Raw genomic sequence first — 20,132 nt, forward strand, 5'->3', positions numbered from 1 at the left:
TGACGGACCGGCGGGGGAACAGCTTCGTCGCTACCAGTTGACCGACGAGCTCCACGTCTCCACGCACACCCAAGTCGACCGCGACGCACTGGCCGGCCCGATGACGGCCGAGGAAGATATGACCATGACGGACATCTGGTCGATCGTGCACGCAGAGCGCGCCGCCCTCGTGGAGGACCTGGCAGCCGCGACCGACGAGCAGTGGGCCCACGCGTCACTGTGTGCGGGGTGGAGCGTCCACGACGTCGCTGCGCACCTCGTCGACAACGCACGCGCCACCCCGGTCGGGGTCATCTGGGCGATGGTCCGGGCTGGCTTCGACTTCGACCGCCAGAACGAACGCGGTATGAAACGCGAGCGCGGTGACACCCCCGGCGAGACCCTCGACCGGCTCGCCCGCGTCGTCGGAAGGACCTCCGGGCCGCCGGCGCCGCTCGACAGCCGCCTCGTCGAGGAGGTCCTGCACGGTGAGGATATCCGTCGTCCTCTGGGCATCCACCACGACTACTTGCCGGAGGCGGTCCTGCGGTCACTGCGCTACCAGGCCCGCACGTCCAGTGCAATGGGCGGCGGCAAGGACGTGGCGCGACGGGTGGGCCTACGGGCCACTGACGCCGACTTCAGCACCCGCGATGGGCCCGAGGTCGCCGGTCCAGCGTTGTCGCTACTCATGGTCATCTCCGGCCGCACCGTGGCCGTCGAGGATCTGCGCGGCCCGGGGCTCGCGGTCCTCGGATGAGTCCCGGCGGCTGAGCGGGTGGCTCTCACCACGGCAGGAGGTTGCGCACCCGCGCGTGCGCCAGTGCCGCCCGGGCCGCATTCGCTCCGGGAGCACCGTGCACCCCGCCGCCCGGATGGGCGGAGGCCGACCCCAGGTAGAGCCCCTTGATTCCGGTCTCCGCCCGGCCGGCGCCCGGTACGGGACGGAAGACCAGCTGCTGGTGCAGCTGCGCGGTGCCGCCGTTGAGCGCCCCACCGATGAGGTTGGCGTCGTGGGCCTCGAGCTCGTGCGGCCCGAGGACACGCCGGGTGACGACCCGTGAGCCGAATCCGGGTGCCAGCTGCTCGATCCGCTCCTGCATCCGGTCGGCGAAGCGCTCGCAGTCGTCACGGTCCCACTCGCCCCGGATGCCGCCGGCGCCCGCGTCGGAGCGCGTCACCTGCGGCACATGGGTGTAGGCCCACATCGACTCCGTGCCCGTCGGTGAGCGGGTGGGGTCGGCCGTCGTCATCTGCCCGGCGAGCATGAAGGGCTGCGCCGGGACCGCCCCCGCCGAGACCTGACCCAGCGAATCGGTCATCTGCTCCAGGGAGTCGGCGATGTGGACCGTGCCCGGGGCCGAGACGGGCGGCGACGCCCACGGGACCGTACCGTCGAGCGCCCAGTCCACCTTGACCGTGGCCGGGTCCATGGCGAACTGCTCCATCCCCTTCGCCACCCTTGCGGGGACGTCCTGCGCGTCGAGCAGACTCCCGTAGAGCGCGGGCGCGCTCACGGTAGCGACGACCGCCCGGCCGGCGGCGATGGCCTCGCCCTCGGCGGTGCGCACACGCGCGACCCGGCCGTCGATGACGTCGATCCCGGACACCCGGGTGCCACGGCGGACCTCGCCGCCGAGGGACTCGAGACGCCGGGCGAGGACCAGCGTGAGCTGGTGCGCGCCACCCTCGGGGACCGGGTAGCCCACCGTCTGTCCGAGCATCGTCAGCATCAGGGCCATGAGCGAGGACCCCGGCGCGTCGAGCGGGATGTCGGCGTGCCCGGCGTTCCCGGCGAGGAGCAGCTGCGGGGAGCGTCCGTCGAAGCGGTCGCGCACGAGTTGCTGCACCGGGGTCAGCAGGTCCCTGATGAAGCGCAACCCGCCGACGCCGGGCAGCCGGGTGAGTCCGCCCGCCGATGCGCGCACGGGAGGGAAGGGGGTGAGCAGTCCCCTGACGAGGTGGTCGCCGATCCGGTCCCACTGCTCGCACAACCGCAGCCAGGCGTCGCCGTCGCCGCGGTGCTGTCCCTCCATCGACGCGGCGGTGACCTCGCGGTCGCGGTGGAGCAGCGCCCACTCGCCGTCGCGGGTGGGGTGGCCGAGGACTGCCGGCGCCTGTTGCCACCGCAGCCCGTGCTCTTCGAGGTGGAGCGAGGTGATCGCCGGTGAGGCCGCGGCGAGCGGGTAGAACGCGCTACCGGTGTCGTGGACGAAGTCCGGGTGGACGTCGCGCGAGCTGTGCACCGCACCGCCGACTTCCGGCGCTGACTCGAGGACCAGCACCGACCACCCGGCGTCGATGAGGTGGTTGGCGGCGACGAGGCCGTTGGGTCCGGCACCGATGACGATCGCGTCGGGTGCTGTGCTGGTCATGGAGCTATCGTCCTACGGGATCAAACCGATCGGGCGGCGCGTCCCTCGACGAGGAGTTCGAGCCGGCGCAGGGTCTCCTTGTTGCGCCAGGCGATCCCCGTCTTGCGGACCGCGGCGGGCACGAGCCGACCGGGTCCGGAGGCGAGCTCCTCGACGATGGTCACCTCGCTCTGCCCGCCGGAGGGTGTCACGGTGATGAGGACCTCCGCCTCGCCCATCGGCCATGCCCGGGCCCGCAGGCGCAGCTCTCTTTCCGCCTCGGAGGCCAGCACCTCGGTGTTGTCGTCGATGACGCCCGGCCAGACGCCGACGGAGTGGTGGATGCGACTTCCTGCTGCCGGCCAGCTCGGCTCCACGTCGCGGATCCGGCACGCGCCGACGACCCACAGCGGGAAGAGCCACCCGTCGGCGAGCACCTCCCACACGGCGCTGGGCGAGGCGTCGATGACGATCGTGTTCTCGGGCATGGACTCCTCCACGGATGGGTCGGGAGTTCGTGATCTACCCGGGCCGCGGCAGTCCATGCGGGAGACGTTGCGTCGTGGGGTCCTCAGGGTTTGCGGGCCACCGCGAGGAAAACGGGGTAGGTGGCGTCGTCGCGGGTGATCGAGGAGCAGTCCGAGACGGTGACGTCGGTGAACCCGGCGCGCTCCAAGCTTGCCTGCAGGCTGGTCCGGTCGAAGCCGTGGTGCCCGTCGAAGTCGTGCTGGTGGAAGGAGCCGTCCTCCTTGTCCAGGTCGGCGATGCACAGGTGGCCGCCGGGGCCGAGCACCTCGAAGAAGGCCGCGAGCACGACGTCGAGGCTCTTCACGTGGTGCATGACCATCGAGGAGAGGACGAGGTCGTAACGGTCGGTCGGGACCGGGTGGGTCTCCAGGTCGAGGTCCGACACGCGGGTCGGCGAAGGGAGGACACCCGCCTCGACCTTGTCGGCGAGCACCTGCCGCATTCCGGAGGAGTTGTCGGCCAGCGTGAGGATCGGCTCGACGAGGTCGTCGAGCAGGGCGATCATCACCAGGCCCGTGCCCGCGCCGTACTCCAGGACCCGGCTGCGTGGGGCCAGCGGGACGGCGGCGGCGATTCCTCGGGCGACCTCACCCGACTGGCGGGCCTTGTCCGGGTCGTCGTCCCAGGTCGCGGCCTTGTCGTCGAAGCTGTGGGTGCTCATGCGCACAGCCTGCCACCACCTTCACGACGCAAGGGCCCCGACCGGTGCCGGTCGGGGCCCTTGTGCGGATCGGATCAGAAGCGACCGTAGGTCACGTTCTCGGTCCAGATGTCACGCTTGGTGACGGTGGAGCCGGACGTTCCGGAGTCGTACATCTGGCCGTCGCCCGCGTAGATGCCCACGTGGTAGGCGGGGGAGCCGAAGAAGACGAGGTCACCCGGCTGCGGGTCGGACACCGGGGTGGCCGCTGCCTGCTGGTCGCCGGTCATCCGCGGCAGGTCGACCCCGTGCTGGGCGAAGACGTACTGGGTGAAGCCGGAGCAGTCGAAGCCGGAGGGGTCCTCGCCGCCGTAGACGTAGGGGGTCCCCACGAGGCCGGCGGCCGTACCGAGGATCGATGAGCTCGCGGTGTCGGCCTCCACCGAGTTGGCACCGCCGCCGTCGGTGGCGTCCGACTCGCTGGACGTGGCAACGGACTCGCTGGACGTGGTCGCACCGCTACCCAGACCCATCGCGGAGCCGGTCCTCGGGCCGACGACACCGTCGGCGACGAGATCGTTGTCGCCCTGCCAAGCCTTGACGGCCTGCTCGGTCGCGGGGCCGAAGACCCCGTCCTCGGCGGCGCCGACCTGCTGCTGGATCTGCGTGACGACACCGCCCCGGTCGCCCGGGCTCACGAAGCCGCCGAAGTCCGACGAACCGGTCGGGGCTGCAGCGTTCGTCGCTGTCGGTGCGTTGCCGGTGGGGCCGCCCGCGTTGGCGGAGGCGCTCGTCGCGGTCATGGTGGTTGCGCCCAGGCTGAGGGCGGCCGCGGCAAGGATGCCGACCCCCGCACGCTGGGTCGTGGTCGGGGCCATGCGGTGAACGCGGTGGCGCCCGGCGTAGAACGTGGTCATTCGAGTCTCCTCACGCCTGCGGACCACCGACTGCCGGGAGCCCGCTCCTGCCTGTGTCGAACAGGGGGCCGTCGGGATCGGCAGGATGCGGCGCTCCCTGACGGGGCTCTGGCGCATGCCGGAGCCGCGGACCACCGTAGGGCATGAAGTAACGAATTTATAACGCCATCTCGCAGTTGCCCGGCGAGCCTTGGTTCAGATGAAGTCCTGCCGGGGCGCCCGGGTCTGCGAGCGCGCGTGGTCGCTCTCGGCCTCGCCGTGGACGCTGCGAAGCAGGTCGGCCATCTCCTCGTCCATCCGGGCGGCGGTCGAGGCGGCCTCGGTGATGCGCCGGCGCAGCTCGGCCGGGACGGCGCCCTGGTACTTGTAGAAGATCTTGTGCTCGGTGCTCGCCCAGAAGTCCATCGCGACAGTCCGGAACTGAACCTCGACGGGGACCTGGACGGCCCCGGAGGAGAGGAACACCGGGATCTCCAGGATGACGTGGAGGGAGCGGTAGCCGTTCGGCTTGGGGTCGGCGATGTAGTCCTTCACCGTGCGCACGGTGATGTCCGGCTGTGCGGTGAGGGAGTCGACGAGGCGGTAGACGTCAGCGACGAAAGGGCACACGACGCGGATGCCGGCGATGTCGGTGATGGCCCCACGCAGCGCCTCGATCTCCAGCTCGACACCCTGGCGGGCGGCCTTGGCCATGATGCTCTCGGGGCTCTTCAGCCGCGTGGAGATGTGCTCGATCGGGTTGTCCTGGTGCAGCTCGGTGAACTCCTCCCGCAGGATGTCCAGCCGCGTGGCCACCTGCTCCATGCCGAATCGGTACCCGAGCATCATCCGCGTGAAGTCCTCACGGATCTGGGCAAAGCGGCGCACGGCCTCGTCGGACAGCTCGGGTGTCCTGCTCATGTCGTCGCCACGGCGTAGGTGTCCATCGACCACCAGCCTAGAGCGCGACGAAGGGCCCCGACCGTGGTGGTCGGAGCCCTTCGTCGTGGCCGTGGATCAGACGCGGCCGTAGGTCACGTTGGAGGTCCAGATCGCTCGCTTGGAGACGGGCACGCGGGAGTTGCCGGAGTCGTACATCATGCCGTTCCCGGCGTAGATGCCGTTGTGGTACGCCGGGGCGCCGAAGAAGACGAGGTCGCCCGGCTGCGGCGACGAGACGCGCGTGGTGGCCTGACGCTGCTGCTCGGCCGTGCGCGGGAGGGAGACCCCGTGCTTCGCGAACACGTACTGGGTGAAGCCGGAGCAGTCGAAGCCGCTGGGGGTCGTCCCGCCGTAGCGGTAGGGGGTACCGACCAGGCCGGCCGCGGTACCCAGGACCGAGCTGCTGCTCGTGCCGCCGCCCAGCGAGGGACGATTGTTGTCGCGCGAGGGGCGCGTGGTCGAGGAGGACCCCGTCAGTCCCATGACCGAGCCGGTGCGCGGGCCGACGACTCCATCGACGGTCAGGCCGTGGCTGGCCTGGTAGCGCTTGACGGCGGAGCGGGTCCCGGGGCCGAAGATGCCGTCGGCGCTGGCGCCGACGGCGCGCTGGATCTCGCGCACCACGGAGCCGCGGTCGCCGTAGCTGACGAGTCCGGTGAAGTTCGAGCTGCTGCTCGACGGGCGGTTCGATGTGCTGGAGCTGGAGCCACCCAGACCCATGTCGGTACCGGTGCGCGGGCCGACAACTCCGTCGACGGTCAGGCCGTGGCTGGCCTGGTAGCGCTTGACGGCGGAGAGCGTCGCGGGGCCGAAGATGCCGTCGGCGCTGGCGCCGACGGCGCGCTGGATCTCGCGCACCACGGAGCCGCGGTCGCCGTAGCTGACGATCCCGGAGAAGGAGCTCGTCGTGCTCTTGGCCGACGGGGTGCTCACGGTGGCCGGCGCAGCGGAGGCGCTCCCCGTGGTCAGCAGGGCCGGAGCGGTGAGGCTCAGCGCTGCGGCCGCGGTGATGCTCAGGCCGGTCTTGCGGAGGGTGGGCAGCTGCGGTGCGCGGTGGCGACCGGCGTAGAACTGGGTCATCGAGCTCTCCTGCGCCTGCGGGGTTAGCTGTCGGGTTGGGATGGAGACATCCCGTCCGTGGCCCGAAGTGTCCGGGCCGAGAAGGACTGCACCCCGAGGCCGTGAGGCCAGAGGTCCTGGGTCCCCCGCTCCTGCCACTTCCTGTTTGTGCAGATCCGATGTGGGGTGGCAGGACTCGGCGACCAGATCGGGCCTCCGCTGGATGCGGCGGCGGGGATGACACTAGCCCATCAGGACACGGAATGGTCACGTTGGGGTCAAGAAATCTGAACGGCACGTTCAGGCAACAGTCAGTTTCGCCGGAGTGGCGCTATATGCGGTTCTGCGGCGAGCGGGGTTGCCGTTGCCGCGCTCGTGCGGACGTGACCGAAGGGCCTTTCCGGGGGCATCCTGAACGCCGTGCCCACTCCCTTCCTGCCCATCCGTACCGAGCGCCTGGTCCTGCGTCCCTACGCGGAGTCGGACCTCGATGCCCTGCTGGCTTACCACTCGATCCCGGCCGTCGCACGCTACCTGCGCTTCCACACGTGGACTCGAGAGGCAGGTCGGCGCCATCTGGCGGTGCGTGTGCAGCGTGGGGGCATCGAGACGCCGGCGCGTGCCCTCGCGCTCGTCGTCGAGCACGAGGGGCGGGTGGTCGGTGACGTGACCCTCTGGGCCACGGACGAGGCCGGGGCGAAGGGGGAGATGGGCTGGGCCTTCCACCCGGACGTCGCGGGGCGGGGCTTCGCGACCGAGGCGGCGGCCGCTGTCCTCGAGGTCGGCTTCGCCCAGTACGGCATGCACCGTATCGCCGCGCAGGTGGATGTCCGCAACGTCGCCTCGGCGGCCCTGTGCGAGCGGCTCGGGATGGGCCTGGAGGCCCGGCACCGCCAGGACTGGTGGAGCAAGGGTGAGTGGACCGACACGCTCGTCTACGCCGCTCTGGCCTCGGATCGCCCGCGGGACGTCGGCGACGCGATCGTCGTCAGCGCCGTCGTCCTCGCTGACGCGGACGGTCACGTGCTCACCGTCCGCAAGCGGGGGACGGCAGCCTTCATGCACCCCGGTGGCAAACCTGAGCCGGGCGAGACCCCCGAGCAGTGCGCCCTCCGGGAGGTCGAGGAGGAGCTCGCCCTGGTCCTCGCGCCGGATCGGCTCGAGCTGGTCGCCGTCCACCGCACCGCTGCGGCCAACGAGGCCGGCCGCGCGCTCATTGCGAGTGTGTTCAGCCACCCGCACCTGTCGGCGCGGTCCCGGCCGGAGGTGACTCCGGCGGCCGAGATCGAGGAGGTGCGGTGGCTCGATCCACTCGCCGACCTGCCGTACGACGCCGCGCCCCTGCTGCGGCTGATGGTCCCGGGCCGCGAGTAGCGCGGGGGTGTCGTCGGGCGCCCCTGCGCGCGATCGCGAAGAAGGCAACGTCAACCCTGCATTGACATCGGTGGCGCGTCAAGACATGGTTGACACATGACAGCGATCAATCGGAAGACCAGGCCCGTGATGTGGGCACTCATTGCCGTGGGTGCGGTGGGGCTCTTCGTGAGCATCGATGTGGGCCCCGACGGCTTCGTCGGCGGTCTGCTGCAGGGCGCGAGTTTTGCGGTCGCCCTCGTCGGGGCGTTCTTTCTCGGGATGCTCCACGGCGCAGACGAGTCGGTGGCGGCCGGGGTGGAGCCCGCAGCGTGGCTGCCGAGTCGTGGCAGTGGGCGCTGAGCTCGGGCCCCCGGAGCTGGCCCAGGCACTGGGCGCGGCGATCCTGGCCGGGCTCGACGGTGATGAGGATGGTCAGGACCACCTCGCGATCGTCCGGCGCGCCGCCGCTGCAGAGACCGAAGTCGACGTACTCATGCGACAGGCGGTCGGCGCGGCACGGGGGGCCGGGCACAGCTGGGCGAGCCTTGGTGCCGAGCTCGGGATGAGCCGGCAGGCAGTCCAGCAGCGCTTCGGTGACCGTCGGGCCGGCACCGACGAGGACCCGTACGACACGGGAGAGCGGTGGCTCGGGCCGGTCACTGCCTTCGACGAGATGGCGGAGCTGGAGATCGCCGGCCGACAGGGGTGGCGCACCATCGGCCTCGGGATGCTCAAGCACCGGGTCCGCCGTACCTCGACCCAGTGGGAGCACAGGCGCGTGGTCTGGACCGGCCCCCTTCGCCGGTGGGAGGACGACGGATGGCAGGTGGCCGTCCGCGCCTTCCCTTGGGTCTACCTCGTGCGCGACACCGGCCTGCCGGCCGAGGATGCCTGACGTCCCGGGCGCAGGCCTGCCGACGGTGCTCCGCCTGTCCGGGCGTCATCCGGGGCGCTCCTGATCTAGCCTGAGGTGGTCCACGTCACAGCCGACACAGGAGCCCGAAAATGCTCAAGGTCGTCTCCCGGCCGTTGGTCCGGCTCGCCGAGCGGTACCTCCCCACCGCCTTCGTCTTCGCGGTCGTCCTCACTGCCATCGTCGCCGTGGGGGCGTTGCTCGCCACCGACAGCGGCCCCGTGGAGGTGGTCCGCGCGTGGGGTGACGGCCTGACCGGCCTGCTGGCCTTCATGACGCAGATGGCGTTGGTGCTGCTGCTGGGCTACATGCTGGCCAACACCGGGCCGGTGCGGCGCCTGCTGGAGCGACTCGCCCGTGTCCCGCGCACACCCGCACAGGCCTACGGCTTCGTTGCCCTCTGTGCCGCCGTGGCCTCGCTCTTCACCTGGGGACTGGGCCTGGTGGTCGCGGCACTGCTGTCCATCGAGGTGGCCCGCATCGGTCGCGACCGTGGCCTGAAGTTGCACTATCCGCTGCTCGTCGCAGCCGGCTACTCCGGCTTCGTCGTCTGGCACATGGGCTACTCCGGCTCGGGTCCGCTGGCGGCCGCGACTCCGGGCAGCTTCGTCGAGGACCAGCTGGGTCACACCATCCCCGTCACCGAGACGATCTTCGCCTCGTGGAACATGCTCGCGGCCGTCGTCACCGTCATCGCCGTCGTCGGCACGATGATGCTGATGGCTCCGGGGAAGGACGATCGCATCGTCGAGCTGCCGAAGGGCGCTTCGCTCGAGGATGCGCAGGGCAACGACCCCATCGAGACCACCGAGGGCCCGACGCCCGCCGACCGCATCGACACCTCCCGCTTCGTCACGCTGGCGATCGGTCTCTTCCTCCTTGCCTACCTGATCCTCTACTTCGCCCAGGAGGGGATGTCGCTCACGCTGGACATCGTCAACTGGACCTTCCTCTGTCTCGTGCTGCTCCTCGTCCGCAACGCGCGCGAGCTCGGTCAGCTCGTGGCCAAGGCGGCTGCCAACGTCGGCGAGATCCTCGTGCAGTTCCCCCTCTACGCCGGGATCATGGGCATCATGACCGCCACTGGTCTGGTGGCGATGCTCGCCGACTTCTTCGTCTCGATCTCCACCGAGACGACGCTGGGCGTGTGGGCCTTCCTCGCCGGCGGCATCGTCAACGTTTTCGTCCCCTCCGGCGGAGGCCAGTTCGCCATCCAAGCACCGATCTTCCTCGACGCCGCCAAACAGCTGGGTGTCGACCCGGCGATCGTGGTCATGGGCGTGGCCTACGGCGACCAGTGGACGAACATGATCCAGCCGTTCTGGGCGCTGCCAATGCTGGCGATCGCTCGACTGCGCATCCGCGACGTCATGGGCTTCACCACCGTCACGCTCATCGTCACCGGTGTCGTCTTCGCCGTCACCATGGTGCTCGCCTCGCTCTGACAGCGGCATCCGCAAGGGGGAGGCCGTCGCCGGGTCGGCTGTTTGGCGGCGAAGGGGGGCGAGGAGTTGACTGGGACCGATCCCCCTTCTCCCGACGAGAGGAGCGCCCCCGTGCGCATCGTGAAGGCCTGGGCGGCCACGTCCGCCACCGAATCCCTGTCCGCGACCACCATCGAGCGCCGCGACGTCGGTGAGAACGACGTCCTGATCGAGATCGCCTACGCCGGCGTCTGCCACAGCGACATCCACACCGCCCGCAGCGAGTGGGGACAGGCCCCCTACCCCCTCGTCGTCGGCCACGAGATCGCCGGAACCGTCGCCGAGGTCGGCTCGGCGGTCACCACGCACACCGTCGGCGACCGGGTCGGCGTCGGCTGCATGGTCAACTCCTGCCGGGAGTGCGATGCCTGCAAGGCGGGCAAGGAGCAGTACTGCACCAAGCAGGTCGGCACCTACGCCGGGACCGACCGGGACGGCAGCATCACCCAAGGTGGGTACTCGACCCACGTCGTGGTCGACGCCGACTTCGTCCTGCAGATCCCGCAGGGGCTCGACCTCGACGTCGCCGCGCCGCTGCTGTGCGCCGGGGTCACGACCTGGTCCCCGTTGCGTCGCTTCGGTGTCGAGAAGGGCTCGAAGGTCGCCGTCATCGGCCTCGGCGGGCTCGGACACATGGGCGTGCAGATCGCCGTCGCGCTCGGCGCCGAGGTGACCGTGCTGTCCCAGTCGTTGAAGAAGCAGGAGGACGGGCTGGCCTTCGGAGCCGTGGACTACCGCGCGACGAGCGACGACACGACCTTCACGGACCTGCGCGGCAAGTTCGACCTGATCCTCAACACGGTCAGTGCCAACCTGCCGATCCACAAGTACCTGTCCCTGCTCGCCGTCGAGGGCACATTGGTCAACGTCGGCGCACCCGTCGAGCCCTTCACGGTCCCCGCCTTCTCCCTGATCGGGGGCGGCAAGTCCCTGGCCGGCTCCCTGATCGGCGGCATCCCCGAGACCCAGGAGATGCTCGACTTCTGCGCCGAGAAGGGCATCGGCGCCCAGATCGAGGTCATCCCCGCGGAGAAGGTCAACGAGGCCTGGGACCGGGTCGTCGCCTCCGACGTGCGGTATCGCTTCGTCATCGATGCCGCGACCATCTGAGAGGCAGTCGCCGGGTACGGCCTTGACCCTCACATCGTGTGAGGTCCCACAGTGAAGCCATGACCGACACCGCGAGACCCATGTCGATCGGGCAATTCTCCTCCCGGAGCCGTTTGTCCGTGCGGATGCTGCGCCACTACGGCGACCACGGCGTCCTCGTCCCCGCCGAGGTGGATCCGGACAGCGGCTACCGCCGCTACGCCGAGGAGCAGCTCGCGCAGGCGGCGCACGTGCGCCGCCTGCGCGACGTGGGTTTCACCGTGTCCGCCATCTCGGTCCTCCTCGCCGCCCGCGGCACCGAGAGCTACTGCCAGGCACTGGTCCTGCAGCGGTCGGCCCTCGCTGACGAGTTGCGCGCTGCCCGGGAGCGACTGGCGCTCATCGACCAGCTCCTGGATCAGGAAGGATCCACCATGTCCGCCATCACCGTCAGCTGCGAGGTCGTCCCGGCCCGCACCGTCGTCGCCCTCCGTGGCACAGTCCCCGCCTACGACCAGGAAGGTCGGCTCTGGGGGCAGTTCATCCCCGAGCTCACCCGCCAGCAGATCGCCCCGATCGGCCCGGGCGGCGTCTTCGAGCACGATCCGGAGTACCGCGAGAGCGACCCGACCCTGTCTATCTGGCTACCCGTCCCCGCCGGGACCACCGTCGAGGCCCCACTCGAGATGCACGAGGTCCCCGAGCAGCAGGTCGTCATGGCCCGGGTCGAGGGACCGTACACGCTCATCAGCGAGGCGCACTCCCGCATCGAGGAGTTCGCCGCTGCAGAGGGATTGGCGCTCGCCGACCGGGCGGGTCTCGACGACCCGATCGAGCGACTCGGCTTCAACCGCTACCTGAGCGACCCCAGCGAGACCTCGCCGGAGGACCTGAGTACCGAGGTCTGCGTGCCCCTGGCCTGAACCGCACGCGCGGCCGGAGGATGTTACGCGCGGGTACGACGACCACTCGTCACGACGTTGCCGGAACTACCCTTGAATTTCCGGGGTTCCCCGGTCGGCGCCTCGCTCGAGTGGTCGTCGTACCCGCCGGTAATCTCGCCGGTGGCGGTAGCACCTGCCGTCATCGGGGGCGAAGGGAGCCGATCGTGACAGGATCGCCGCATGCGCACTCCCGTCCCGGACTACCTGGCCGAGGTCGCCGATGCCTGCGCGCCCTCGACGGGTGGCGAGCTGGCCTCCTACATCCCCGAGCTGACGAGGGTGGACCCGAGGTACTTCGGCTTGGCCATGGCCACGGTCGACGGCTCGATCTACTCCGTCGGTGATGCCGAGGTCGAGTTCACGATGCAGTCGATCTCCAAGGCCTTCGTCTACGGCCTGGCCCTTCGCGATCGCGGCATGCGCGCCGTCCTGGAGAAGGTCGACGTCGAGCCCTCGGGTGACCCCTTCGACGGGCTTTCCTTCGAGGCGAGTACCGGCCGACCCCGCAACCCGATGATCAACGCCGGTGCCATCACGGCCCACACGCTCGTCGGGAAGGAAGGCATCGACGCCGATGAGCGGTTCGATCTGATCCATCGCCTCCTGTGCGACCTGGCGGGCCGTGAGCTGCGGGTCGACGACGAGGTCTGGCAGTCCGAGGTGCGCACCAGCGACCGCAACCTGGCGATCGCGCACATGCTGCGCAGCAAAGGGGTGATCACCGACCCGGCCGAGGAGGTGATCAGCGCCTACGCCCGCCAGTGCGCGGTGCTCGTGACCGCCCGTGACCTCGCCGTCATGGCGGCGACTCTCGCCAACGGGGGCGTGCAACCGGTGACCGGCAAGCGCGTCTTCTCCGGTGCGCAGGTGCGTCAGCTGCTCTCGGTGATGCTCACCTGCGGCATGTACGACTCCGCCGGCGACTGGGTCTCGGCCGTCGGCATCCCCGCCAAGAGCGGCGTCGGCGGCGGGATTCTCGGTGCCCTGCCCAGCCAGCTCGGCATCGCGACCTTCTCCCCGCGGCTCGACGCGCACGGCAACAGCGTGCGCGGGATCCAGACCTTCGAGCGGTTGACCGCCGACATGCGGCTGCACCTGATGGAGGTCGCCCCACCGGCCCGATCGGTGGTCCACGCCGTTCGCGTCGTCGGTGAGGGCGAGGACGCCGTGCGTGTCTTCGAGCTGTCCGGTCTCCTGGGTTTCACCGCCGCGGAGCGCGTCCTGCAGTGGCTCAGCGCGGACCCGCCGCCGGAGCGCATCGTCGTCGTCGACCTGACCGAGGTCCACCACATCGAGGACGTCGCCCGGCGGATGCTCCTGGAGGGGATGCGCCGGATGCGCCTCGACGGCCACGTCGTGCACGTCGTCGACAGCGGTGACGTCCTGCCCGACCCCGACCCCGGCGACGGGGTCATGCTCGGTCCGCCGCCGATGGCGATCTGATGCTGCGTCGCCTGATCTACCCGGTGCCCGACTACACCGGGACCGAGCACGAGAGCACGAAGGGTGGGACTCACCTGCTCCATCGACCCGCGCCATCGGGTGGGCGCACCGTGGTCTACCTGCACGGCAACGGGTCCGACCTGGCCTCGATCGCGCCACTCGCGGAGCTCTTCGCCCGGCAGGGGCTCGGCTTCGCAGCGATCGAGTACCCCGGGTACGGTCCGGCCATCGGTCAGCGGATCTCCCAGCGGGGGATCCTCGCGGCCGCTGCCGACGGACTCGCTCACCTGCGCGATGGGGGGCTGACCGCCGCGGACACCGTGCTGGTGGGGGAGTCGCTCGGATCCGCTGTCGCGGCCCACCTCGCCGCGGACGGCCTTCTGCAGGATGGCGAAGGGAGCGGTCGCCTGGTCCTCGTCTCGCCCTTCACCTCGATGACGGCGATGGTGCGTCGGGTGGTGCGGGTCTTCCCTCGTCTCCTCGTGCCGGACCGGTGGGAGACCGACGCGCTCGCCGACCGGATCACGGTGCCGACGCTGCTCGTCCACGGTGCGCAGGACTCCCTCGTGCCCCCGCAGATGAGTGAGGCCCTCGAGACGGTCATCCCGCACGTGCGCCGAGTGCTCCTGGCGGGACGCGACCACAACACGCTGTGGGAGGCGCCGAGCGAGTGCCTCGAGGTGATCGCCGACTTCGCTCGCTAGATTCGGTGCGTATTGCCGGTGGCCCGGACAGCTGCGACCCGGGTGACGGGTGATCGGAATCCGGGTGTCGCGGATCACGGGACGAGGGATACTGTTGTGTGTATGGCGCAGATAGTTGGCTGGGCCTCGCACGCCGAGGCCGTCGACCGCCTCGTGCGGTCGCACGAGGCGATCCCGCACGGCTCGCCCGTGCGTCTGGCGAAGAAGACCTCGAACCTCTTCCGGCCACGCTCCGGCACGGACGCACCCGGCCTCGACGTCTCCGGCCTGACCGGCGTCATCGAGGTGGATGCCGACCACCGCATCGCGCAGGTGCAGGGCATGTGCACCTACGAGGACCTCGTCGCGGCCACACTGCCGCACGGCCTCATCCCGCTCGTCGTGCCGCAGCTGCGCACGATCACCCTCGGCGGAGCGGTCACCGGTCTGGGCATCGAGGCGACGAGCTTTCGCAACGGCCTGCCGCACGAGTCCGTCCTTGAGATGGACGTCCTCACCGGGTCCGGCGAGGTCGTCACGGCCACCCCGGACGGTGAGCACGCCGACCTCTTCGCCGCCTTCCCCAACTCGTACGGCTCGTTGGGCTACGCCACCCGGCTGCAGATCGAGCTCGAGCCGGTGCGCTCACGGGTTGCCCTGCGGCACCTGCGCTTCGACGACGCGGCCGCGCTCGTCGAGGCCGTGGAGGCGATCATCGCCGCCGGCGAGCACGAGGGGATCCGCGTGGACGCCCTGGACGGCGTCGCCTTCTCTCCCCAGGAGCTCTACCTGACCCTGGGGACATGGACCGACGAGGCCGGTCCGACGAGTGACTACACCGGGCAGCAGATCTACTACCGCTCCCTGCAGGAGCGCACCACCGACCTGCTCACCACCCACGACTACCTCTGGCGCTGGGACACCGACTGGTTCTGGTGCTCCGGCGCCTTCGGCGTGCAGAAGCCCTGGGTGCGTCGCGCCTGGCCCCGCCGCTGGCGGCGCTCGGACGTCTACCACAAGATCATCGGCCTCGACCGGCGCTTCGACGTCGTCGACCGCCTCGACGCCCGCGCGGGTCGACCGCTGCGCGAGCGGGTCATCCAGGACGTGGAGGTGACCCTCGACCGGCTGCCGGAGTTCCTCGAGTGGTTTGATGAGGAGGTGGGCATGCGACCGGTCTGGCTGTGCCCCCTTCGCCTGCGGCAGGTCGACGGCCGGGTGCGCACTTGGCCGACCTACCCCCTTCGCGCCGGGGTGACCTACGTCAACGTCGGCTTCTGGGGGACGGTGCCCGTGGGCGACGACGCGCCGAACGGCCCGCTCAACCGGGCCATCGAGGCCAGGGTGCACGAGTTGGGCGGACACAAGTCCCTCTACTCCGAGGCCTACTACGAGCGCGAGGTGTTCGACCGCCTCTACGACGGTGCGAACCTCACCCGAGTACGACAGCACTACGACCCGGATGGCCGGCTGACCGGCCTCTACGAGAAGGCGGTGGGCAGGCAATGAGCAGGATCGCGATCGCTGAAGCGCTGGCATCCTTCGTGCCGGAGGAACTCCCGGTGCACATCACGGCATACGACGGCAGTTCCGCCGGGCCACCGGACGCGCCCTTCGCCATGGACCTGCGAACCGAGCGTGGCCTGTCCTACCTGCTCACGGCCCCCGGTGACCTCGGCGTGGCGCGGGCCTACATCATGGGGGACCTCGTCGCGACGGGCTTCCACCCGGGCGACCCGTACCCGTTGATGAACGCCATGCGCAACCAGGAGCGGTGGAACCTGCCCGGCCCGCGCGAGGCGCTGGAGCTCGTGCGCGGCCTGGGGTGGCGCCACCTCGACCCGCCGCCGGTGCCGCCGCAGGAGACCCTTCCGCGCTGGCGGCGCGTCTTCGAGGGCCTGCGCCACAGCAAGCAGCGCGACTCCGAGGCCATCAGCCACCACTACGACGTGTCCAACCGGTTCTACGAGCTGGTCCTCGGGCCCTCGATGACCTACACGTGTGCGCTCTTCCCGACGGTGGAGACCTCGCTCGAGGAGGCGCAGTTCGCCAAGTACGACCTGATCGCCCGCAAGCTCGATCTGCAGCCCGGCCAGCGGTTGCTGGACGTGGGCTGCGGCTGGGGCGGGATGGTCATGCACGCCGCCCGGGAGTACGGGGTCAAGTCGCTCGGCGTGACCCTCTCTCGCGCGCAGGCGGACTGGGCCAAGGAGGCCATCGACCGTGCCGGGCTGGGTGATCTCGCCGAGGTGCGTTTCATGGACTACCGGGACGTGCCGGAGGGTGACTTCGACGCGGTGAGCTCGATCGGTCTCACCGAGCACATCGGTGTGCGCAACTACCCGGCCTACTTCGCCGCCCTGCGCGACAAGCTGCGTCCCGGGGGAAGGCTGCTCAACCACTGCATCACCCGGCCGGACAACCGTCGCGTCGAGACGGGGGCGTTCATCGACCGCTACGTCTTCCCCGACGGGGAGCTGACCGGCATGGGTACGGTGCTCGCCGAGGCCCAGGACGTCGGGCTCGAGGTGCAGCACGCCGAGAACCTGCGGCCCCACTACGCCATGACCCTCGCCGGGTGGAATCGCAACCTCGAGGCGCACTGGGACGAGGCCGTCGCCGAGGTCGGCGAGGGCACCGCCCGCGTGTGGGGGCTGTACATGACCGGATCACGGGTCGCCTTCGAGCGGGACGAGATCGAGCTCTCCCACGTACTCGCGACCCGCACGGACGCGAAGGGGGTCAGCAGCTACCCGCTGCGGCACACCTTCTGAGGGCGCGCGCCGTTCGGGGAATTCCGGGGGCGCAGGTCGCTCCGCGACAGTGAGCCCCTGCCCTGGACGGTCAGACGTGGCCGCTGAGCTGGGCCATCCGGGACTCCAGACGGCTGATCAGCTGCGCGGAGCCGCGGTCGGCCTGCTTCTTCTCCTTGCCGGTCGAGGCCTGGGCCTCGGTGAACATCGGCATGACGTCGATGGACAGGCGGGCACCACCGGCGAGCGAGCGCAGCTCGTCGACCTTGGCGCCGAAGGGGGTGCCGCTGCCGGGTGAGTAGTACCGGACGGCGGCGTCCACGTCGTCGACGAAGAGGTCAGCCTTCGCCACGACGATGACCACCCAGATCGGCTTGTCCCGGCGCACGGCCATCGAGGCGATCCGATGCGAGGTGATCGCGAAGTCCTCCAACTCGGCCGCCAGCAGGGCCTCGCGTGTCGCATCAGCGGGCATGCTGCCGCGCGGGGTGGCGTGACCGTTGGCGACGACGTGCAGGACGCCGTCGACCGGGTCGTCGTGGAAGACCTCGTCGAGCGCGGACAGCCGTGTCGCGGCGTTGTCGCCGGGGACGACGCGGAAGCGGAAACCCCGGCCCCTGGCGGTCTTGCGGGTGCGTCGCTCCATCGTCGCCGAGCCGTCGTCGAGAGTGGCCTCGACGGAGGCGCGGCGGGCGAGGCGGTCAGCCAAGCGGGTCTTGCCCACACCGGTCATCCCCGTCACGGCCACAGTCGGGAAGCGCCCCCGGAAGAGGTGCCCGAACTGCAGCGGTGCGTTGGACAGGGCCGAGATGGCACCGCCGGCGAGGCTGGTGCCGATCGCTGCCTTGGTCGGCTGGGAGAGCCTGGCCATGCTCAGCCGAGCTGCTTTTTCACGTCGGCGAGCGACGGGTTGGCGGCGGAAGAGCCGTCAGGGTAGAGCAGCGTCGGCACCACCTGGTTTCCGCCGTTGATCGTCTCGACGAGCTCGGCGGTGCCGGGAGTGTTCTCGATGTTGATCTCGGTGTAGCCGATGCCCTCGCGATCCAGCTGGGACTTCAGTCGACGACAGTAGCCGCACCAGGTCGTGGAGAACATCGTCACCGTGCCCGCGGAGGGCAGGTCGACGCCAGGGGGCAGGATCTCGCGAACGTTCACACCCACCAGCCAACCATGCCGAGGCCCGGAATCCATCCCCGACCCCGTGGTCAGCGGCTCGTGAGGATGCCGGCCAGCTCGCGGCGGTAGCCCTCACCCGGGTCGGTCGGCACCCCGTGATGGGTCCACGTGAAGATCGAGTCGACGCTGAAGCCGGGGCCGCACCGGCGGCAGGACAGGACCCTCGATGGACGTCGGTGCCGGTCGACGGTGTGCCCCCGTGGGCAGGTGCCGAGCCAGCTGCCGGGGATCCGGGCAGCATCCTCGGGCAGGCACCGATCAGGGCTGGCGCCGATGGCGGTCGCCGTCGCCCGCCACCGCGGTCCGTGCGCGGCCCGGGGGCCGGCCAGGGCGTGCGCGATCTCGTGCAGGACGGTGTCGCGGACCTGGTCCAGCGTGTGCAGGCGCGTCAGGTGTGCGCTCAGGCCGATCGCCCGGTCGGTGTAGCGGCACACCCCCGCGCGCCTCTTGGCGCGGTCGAGGACCAGCGTCCAGTCCCCGAGGCCGTGCTCGTCCATCAGCTCCCGCGCCAGCACCCGCGCATCCTGGATGTCCATGCGCCAGAGAGTAGGTGGCGCCCCTGACAACGCGGCTCGCAGGCCCGCTCCCCGCAGACCGCTCGCGCCGCAGCCGGCGGCTGGTGGGGGGCGTCCGGCGTGCACGTGCGTGGTGAGACGATGGCGACATGGTTGCTGCGTTGCCGCCCCTCTCCCTCCTCGACCTGGCCACCGTGGGCCGCGGTCGACCGGTCGCCGAGGCGCTGGCGGAGACGGTCACGCTCGCACAGACCGCCGACGAGCTCGGCACCTTCAAGCGCCTCTGGTTCGCCGAGCACCACAACATGCCGCGGATCGCCTCGGCCGCCACGTCGGTGCTCATCGCCCACGTCGCGGCTCGCACCGAGCGCATCCGCGTCGGTTCGGGGGGCGTGATGCTGCCCAACCACTCGCCGCTGGTCATCGCCGAGCAGTTCGGCACCCTCGCCGAGCTGCACCCCGAACGCATCGACCTGGGCCTGGGGCGCGCGCCCGGCACCGACGGCGCGACCATGCGTGCCCTGCGCACCGATCCGCGTGCTGCCGAGGCCTTCCCCCAGGACGTGCGTGAGCTGCAGGGCTACCTCACCGGCCAGACGCAGATCGAGGGCATCCACGCCTACCCGGGGCGCGGGACGAACGTACCGCTCTACATCCTCGGTTCCTCGCTCTTCGGCGCCCAGCTCGCCGCGGCCTACGGACTGCCGTACGCCTTCGCCAGCCACTTCGCACCGGACGCGCTCGAGCAGGCGGTACGCGTCTACCGGGAGAGGTTCACCCCGAGCGAGCAGCTCGCGCAGCCACATGTCATCGCGGCGGTGAACGTCATCGCGGCCGACGACTCTGCGACGGCGAAGGCCGCGCAGGAGAAGGTCCTGCACGCCCGGGTTCGGATGCTCGCCGGTCGAGTCGGCTCCGGGAGCATCGACGACGACATGGTCGTCGCGCTCCTCGACACCCAGGTCGGCGCCCAGGCCAAGCACATGCTGACGCACACCGTCGCCGGTGACCGCGACGAGGTCGCGGCCGGGCTCGCGGACTTCGCGGCGCTCGCCGATGCCGACGAGCTGATGGTGACCAACCCCGCGCCGGGTCTCGACCAGCGGGTACGCACCCTGCAGATCCTCGGGGGCGTCGCACCGCGCGTGCTGTAGCGTGTCCCCAGCCTCGGTGCACGGGAAGCCGGTATGAATCCGGCACGGCCCTCGCCACTGTGATCGCCGAGTCGTAGGCCCTTGTCGTCGGTCGGGAGTGATCCCGCGCCGGGGAAGCCACTGGAGCAATCCGGGAAGGCTGGCCTGCGACGTTGACGCGTCAGTCAGGAGACCGACCGAGGTGGAGAAGAGTCCACGAGGGTTTGGAGAACCATGCGTTCTGT

21 protein-coding genes and 2 riboswitches are annotated in these 20,132 nt (G+C 70.4%); of the genes, 12 read left to right on the forward strand and 9 right to left on the reverse strand.

Going from position 1 to position 20,132, the window contains the following annotated elements; all coding sequences use genetic code 11:
* Window positions 1-37: 37 nt before the first annotated feature.
* Entirely contained in the window at window positions 38-739 is a 702-nt protein-coding gene (locus BJY20_RS08735) for a maleylpyruvate isomerase family mycothiol-dependent enzyme (RefSeq protein WP_343062826.1), read from the forward strand.
* Window positions 740-764: 25 nt separating this feature from the next.
* On the opposite strand, the gene BJY20_RS08740 is transcribed toward BJY20_RS08735, so the two are convergent.
* The 6 genes from BJY20_RS08740 to BJY20_RS08765 form a co-directional block, all read right to left on the reverse strand.
* Entirely contained in the window at window positions 765-2,354 is a 1,590-nt protein-coding gene (locus BJY20_RS08740) for a phytoene desaturase family protein (RefSeq protein ID WP_185991174.1), read from the reverse strand.
* A gap of 20 nt (window positions 2,355-2,374) precedes the next feature.
* Window positions 2,375-2,821, reverse strand: coding sequence for an SRPBCC family protein (locus tag BJY20_RS08745; protein WP_185991175.1), 447 nt, complete (start codon window positions 2,819-2,821; stop codon window positions 2,375-2,377).
* Between the two features lie 83 nt (window positions 2,822-2,904).
* A complete protein-coding gene (locus BJY20_RS08750; RefSeq protein ID WP_185991176.1) occupies window positions 2,905-3,522 on the reverse strand; it encodes a class I SAM-dependent DNA methyltransferase in 618 nt (205 codons plus the stop codon).
* Window positions 3,523-3,596: 74 nt separating this feature from the next.
* Window positions 3,597-4,418, reverse strand: coding sequence for a C40 family peptidase (locus BJY20_RS08755; RefSeq protein ID WP_246297137.1), 822 nt, complete (start codon window positions 4,416-4,418; stop codon window positions 3,597-3,599).
* 195 nt (window positions 4,419-4,613) lie between these two features.
* Window positions 4,614-5,318, reverse strand: a complete 705-nt coding sequence (locus BJY20_RS08760) for a GTP pyrophosphokinase (RefSeq protein ID WP_185991177.1) — start codon at window positions 5,316-5,318, stop codon at window positions 4,614-4,616.
* 96 nt (window positions 5,319-5,414) lie between these two features.
* On the reverse strand, window positions 5,415-6,419 hold the full coding sequence (locus BJY20_RS08765; protein WP_185991178.1) for a C40 family peptidase: 1,005 nt from the start codon (window positions 6,417-6,419) through the stop codon (window positions 5,415-5,417).
* Window positions 6,417-6,581: riboswitch (cyclic di-AMP (ydaO/yuaA leader) on the reverse strand. Its footprint overlaps the gene before it by 3 nt.
* A gap of 237 nt (window positions 6,582-6,818) precedes the next feature.
* Here BJY20_RS08765 and BJY20_RS16460 point away from each other — a divergent pair.
* The 10 genes from BJY20_RS16460 to BJY20_RS08815 all read left to right on the forward strand — a co-directional run bounded on the left by BJY20_RS16460 (window position 6,819) and on the right by BJY20_RS08815 (window position 17,084).
* The gene (locus BJY20_RS16460; RefSeq protein WP_185991179.1) at window positions 6,819-7,772 is read left to right on the forward strand and encodes a GNAT family N-acetyltransferase; all 954 of its coding nucleotides are present in this window, start codon (window positions 6,819-6,821) and stop codon (window positions 7,770-7,772) included.
* 96 nt (window positions 7,773-7,868) lie between these two features.
* A complete protein-coding gene (locus tag BJY20_RS08775; protein ID WP_185991180.1) occupies window positions 7,869-8,114 on the forward strand; it encodes a hypothetical protein in 246 nt (81 codons plus the stop codon).
* Window positions 8,098-8,649, forward strand: a complete 552-nt coding sequence (locus BJY20_RS08780; protein WP_343062827.1) for a hypothetical protein — start codon at window positions 8,098-8,100, stop codon at window positions 8,647-8,649. Before BJY20_RS08775 ends, BJY20_RS08780 begins: the two co-directional genes overlap by 17 nt.
* A gap of 110 nt (window positions 8,650-8,759) precedes the next feature.
* The gene (locus BJY20_RS08785; protein WP_185991181.1) at window positions 8,760-10,112 is read left to right on the forward strand and encodes a short-chain fatty acid transporter; all 1,353 of its coding nucleotides are present in this window, start codon (window positions 8,760-8,762) and stop codon (window positions 10,110-10,112) included.
* Window positions 10,113-10,223: 111 nt separating this feature from the next.
* Window positions 10,224-11,261, forward strand: a complete 1,038-nt coding sequence (locus tag BJY20_RS08790) for an alcohol dehydrogenase catalytic domain-containing protein (protein ID WP_185991182.1) — start codon at window positions 10,224-10,226, stop codon at window positions 11,259-11,261.
* A gap of 59 nt (window positions 11,262-11,320) precedes the next feature.
* Window positions 11,321-12,163, forward strand: a complete 843-nt coding sequence (locus BJY20_RS08795) for a MerR family transcriptional regulator (protein WP_185991183.1) — start codon at window positions 11,321-11,323, stop codon at window positions 12,161-12,163.
* Between the two features lie 201 nt (window positions 12,164-12,364).
* Window positions 12,365-13,627 (forward strand): glutaminase, encoded by a 1,263-nt coding sequence (locus tag BJY20_RS08800; protein ID WP_185991184.1) that lies wholly within the window; start codon window positions 12,365-12,367, stop codon window positions 13,625-13,627.
* Window positions 13,627-14,331, forward strand: coding sequence for an alpha/beta hydrolase (locus BJY20_RS08805; RefSeq protein WP_185991185.1), 705 nt, complete (start codon window positions 13,627-13,629; stop codon window positions 14,329-14,331). Before BJY20_RS08800 ends, BJY20_RS08805 begins: the two co-directional genes overlap by 1 nt.
* 102 nt (window positions 14,332-14,433) lie before the next feature.
* On the forward strand, window positions 14,434-15,819 hold the full coding sequence (locus BJY20_RS08810; RefSeq protein WP_185991186.1) for an FAD-binding oxidoreductase: 1,386 nt from the start codon (window positions 14,434-14,436) through the stop codon (window positions 15,817-15,819).
* Window positions 15,816-17,084: an SAM-dependent methyltransferase gene (locus BJY20_RS08815; RefSeq protein ID WP_185991187.1), complete on the forward strand. Its 1,269-nt coding sequence runs from the start codon at window positions 15,816-15,818 to the stop codon at window positions 17,082-17,084. The genes BJY20_RS08810 and BJY20_RS08815 overlap by 4 nt, the downstream gene beginning before the upstream one ends.
* A gap of 70 nt (window positions 17,085-17,154) precedes the next feature.
* Here BJY20_RS08815 and BJY20_RS08820 read toward each other — a convergent pair whose 3' ends face one another.
* The 3 genes from BJY20_RS08820 to BJY20_RS08830 form a co-directional block, all read right to left on the reverse strand.
* Window positions 17,155-17,934, reverse strand: a complete 780-nt coding sequence (locus BJY20_RS08820) for a GTPase domain-containing protein (protein WP_185991188.1) — start codon at window positions 17,932-17,934, stop codon at window positions 17,155-17,157.
* A gap of 2 nt (window positions 17,935-17,936) precedes the next feature.
* Window positions 17,937-18,158 (reverse strand): mycoredoxin, encoded by a 222-nt coding sequence (locus tag BJY20_RS08825; protein ID WP_246297466.1) that lies wholly within the window; start codon window positions 18,156-18,158, stop codon window positions 17,937-17,939.
* A gap of 110 nt (window positions 18,159-18,268) precedes the next feature.
* A complete protein-coding gene (locus BJY20_RS08830) occupies window positions 18,269-18,775 on the reverse strand; it encodes a SprT-like domain-containing protein (protein ID WP_185991190.1) in 507 nt (168 codons plus the stop codon).
* Between the two features lie 128 nt (window positions 18,776-18,903).
* On the opposite strand from BJY20_RS08830, the gene BJY20_RS08835 reads away from it, so the two are divergent.
* Window positions 18,904-19,908, forward strand: coding sequence for an LLM class flavin-dependent oxidoreductase (locus BJY20_RS08835; protein WP_185991191.1), 1,005 nt, complete (start codon window positions 18,904-18,906; stop codon window positions 19,906-19,908).
* A riboswitch (cobalamin riboswitch) is annotated at window positions 19,906-20,103 on the forward strand. (Overlaps the previous gene by 3 nt.)
* The last annotated feature ends 29 nt before the right edge of the window (window positions 20,104-20,132 follow it).

This window comes from Janibacter cremeus (assembly GCF_013409205.1).
In the GTDB taxonomy this organism is placed as follows: domain Bacteria; phylum Actinomycetota; class Actinomycetes; order Actinomycetales; family Dermatophilaceae; genus Janibacter; species Janibacter cremeus.

What these genes read in the sequence shown, in the direction of transcription:
- BJY20_RS08740 (WP_185991174.1), bottom strand. Translation starts at nt 2,354, where the DNA reads ATGACCAGCACAGCACCCGACGCGATCGTCATCGGTGCCGGACCCAAC.
- BJY20_RS08745 (WP_185991175.1), bottom strand. Translation starts at nt 2,821, where the DNA reads ATGCCCGAGAACACGATCGTCATCGACGCCTCGCCCAGCGCCGTGTGG.
- BJY20_RS08750 (WP_185991176.1), bottom strand. Translation starts at nt 3,522, where the DNA reads ATGAGCACCCACAGCTTCGACGACAAGGCCGCGACCTGGGACGACGAC.
- BJY20_RS08755 (WP_246297137.1), bottom strand. Translation starts at nt 4,418, where the DNA reads ATGACCACGTTCTACGCCGGGCGCCACCGCGTTCACCGCATGGCCCCG.
- BJY20_RS08760 (WP_185991177.1), bottom strand. Translation starts at nt 5,318, where the DNA reads ATGAGCAGGACACCCGAGCTGTCCGACGAGGCCGTGCGCCGCTTTGCC.
- BJY20_RS08765 (WP_185991178.1), bottom strand. Translation starts at nt 6,419, where the DNA reads ATGACCCAGTTCTACGCCGGTCGCCACCGCGCACCGCAGCTGCCCACC.
- BJY20_RS08775 (WP_185991180.1), top strand. Translation starts at nt 7,869, where the DNA reads ATGACAGCGATCAATCGGAAGACCAGGCCCGTGATGTGGGCACTCATT.
- BJY20_RS08785 (WP_185991181.1), top strand. Translation starts at nt 8,760, where the DNA reads ATGCTCAAGGTCGTCTCCCGGCCGTTGGTCCGGCTCGCCGAGCGGTAC.
- BJY20_RS08795 (WP_185991183.1), top strand. Translation starts at nt 11,321, where the DNA reads ATGACCGACACCGCGAGACCCATGTCGATCGGGCAATTCTCCTCCCGG.
- BJY20_RS08800 (WP_185991184.1), top strand. Translation starts at nt 12,365, where the DNA reads ATGCGCACTCCCGTCCCGGACTACCTGGCCGAGGTCGCCGATGCCTGC.
- BJY20_RS08805 (WP_185991185.1), top strand. Translation starts at nt 13,627, where the DNA reads ATGCTGCGTCGCCTGATCTACCCGGTGCCCGACTACACCGGGACCGAG.
- BJY20_RS08810 (WP_185991186.1), top strand. Translation starts at nt 14,434, where the DNA reads ATGGCGCAGATAGTTGGCTGGGCCTCGCACGCCGAGGCCGTCGACCGC.
- BJY20_RS08815 (WP_185991187.1), top strand. Translation starts at nt 15,816, where the DNA reads ATGAGCAGGATCGCGATCGCTGAAGCGCTGGCATCCTTCGTGCCGGAG.
- BJY20_RS08820 (WP_185991188.1), bottom strand. Translation starts at nt 17,934, where the DNA reads ATGGCCAGGCTCTCCCAGCCGACCAAGGCAGCGATCGGCACCAGCCTC.
- BJY20_RS08825 (WP_246297466.1), bottom strand. Translation starts at nt 18,158, where the DNA reads ATGTTCTCCACGACCTGGTGCGGCTACTGTCGTCGACTGAAGTCCCAG.
- BJY20_RS08830 (WP_185991190.1), bottom strand. Translation starts at nt 18,775, where the DNA reads ATGGACATCCAGGATGCGCGGGTGCTGGCGCGGGAGCTGATGGACGAG.
- BJY20_RS08835 (WP_185991191.1), top strand. Translation starts at nt 18,904, where the DNA reads ATGGTTGCTGCGTTGCCGCCCCTCTCCCTCCTCGACCTGGCCACCGTG.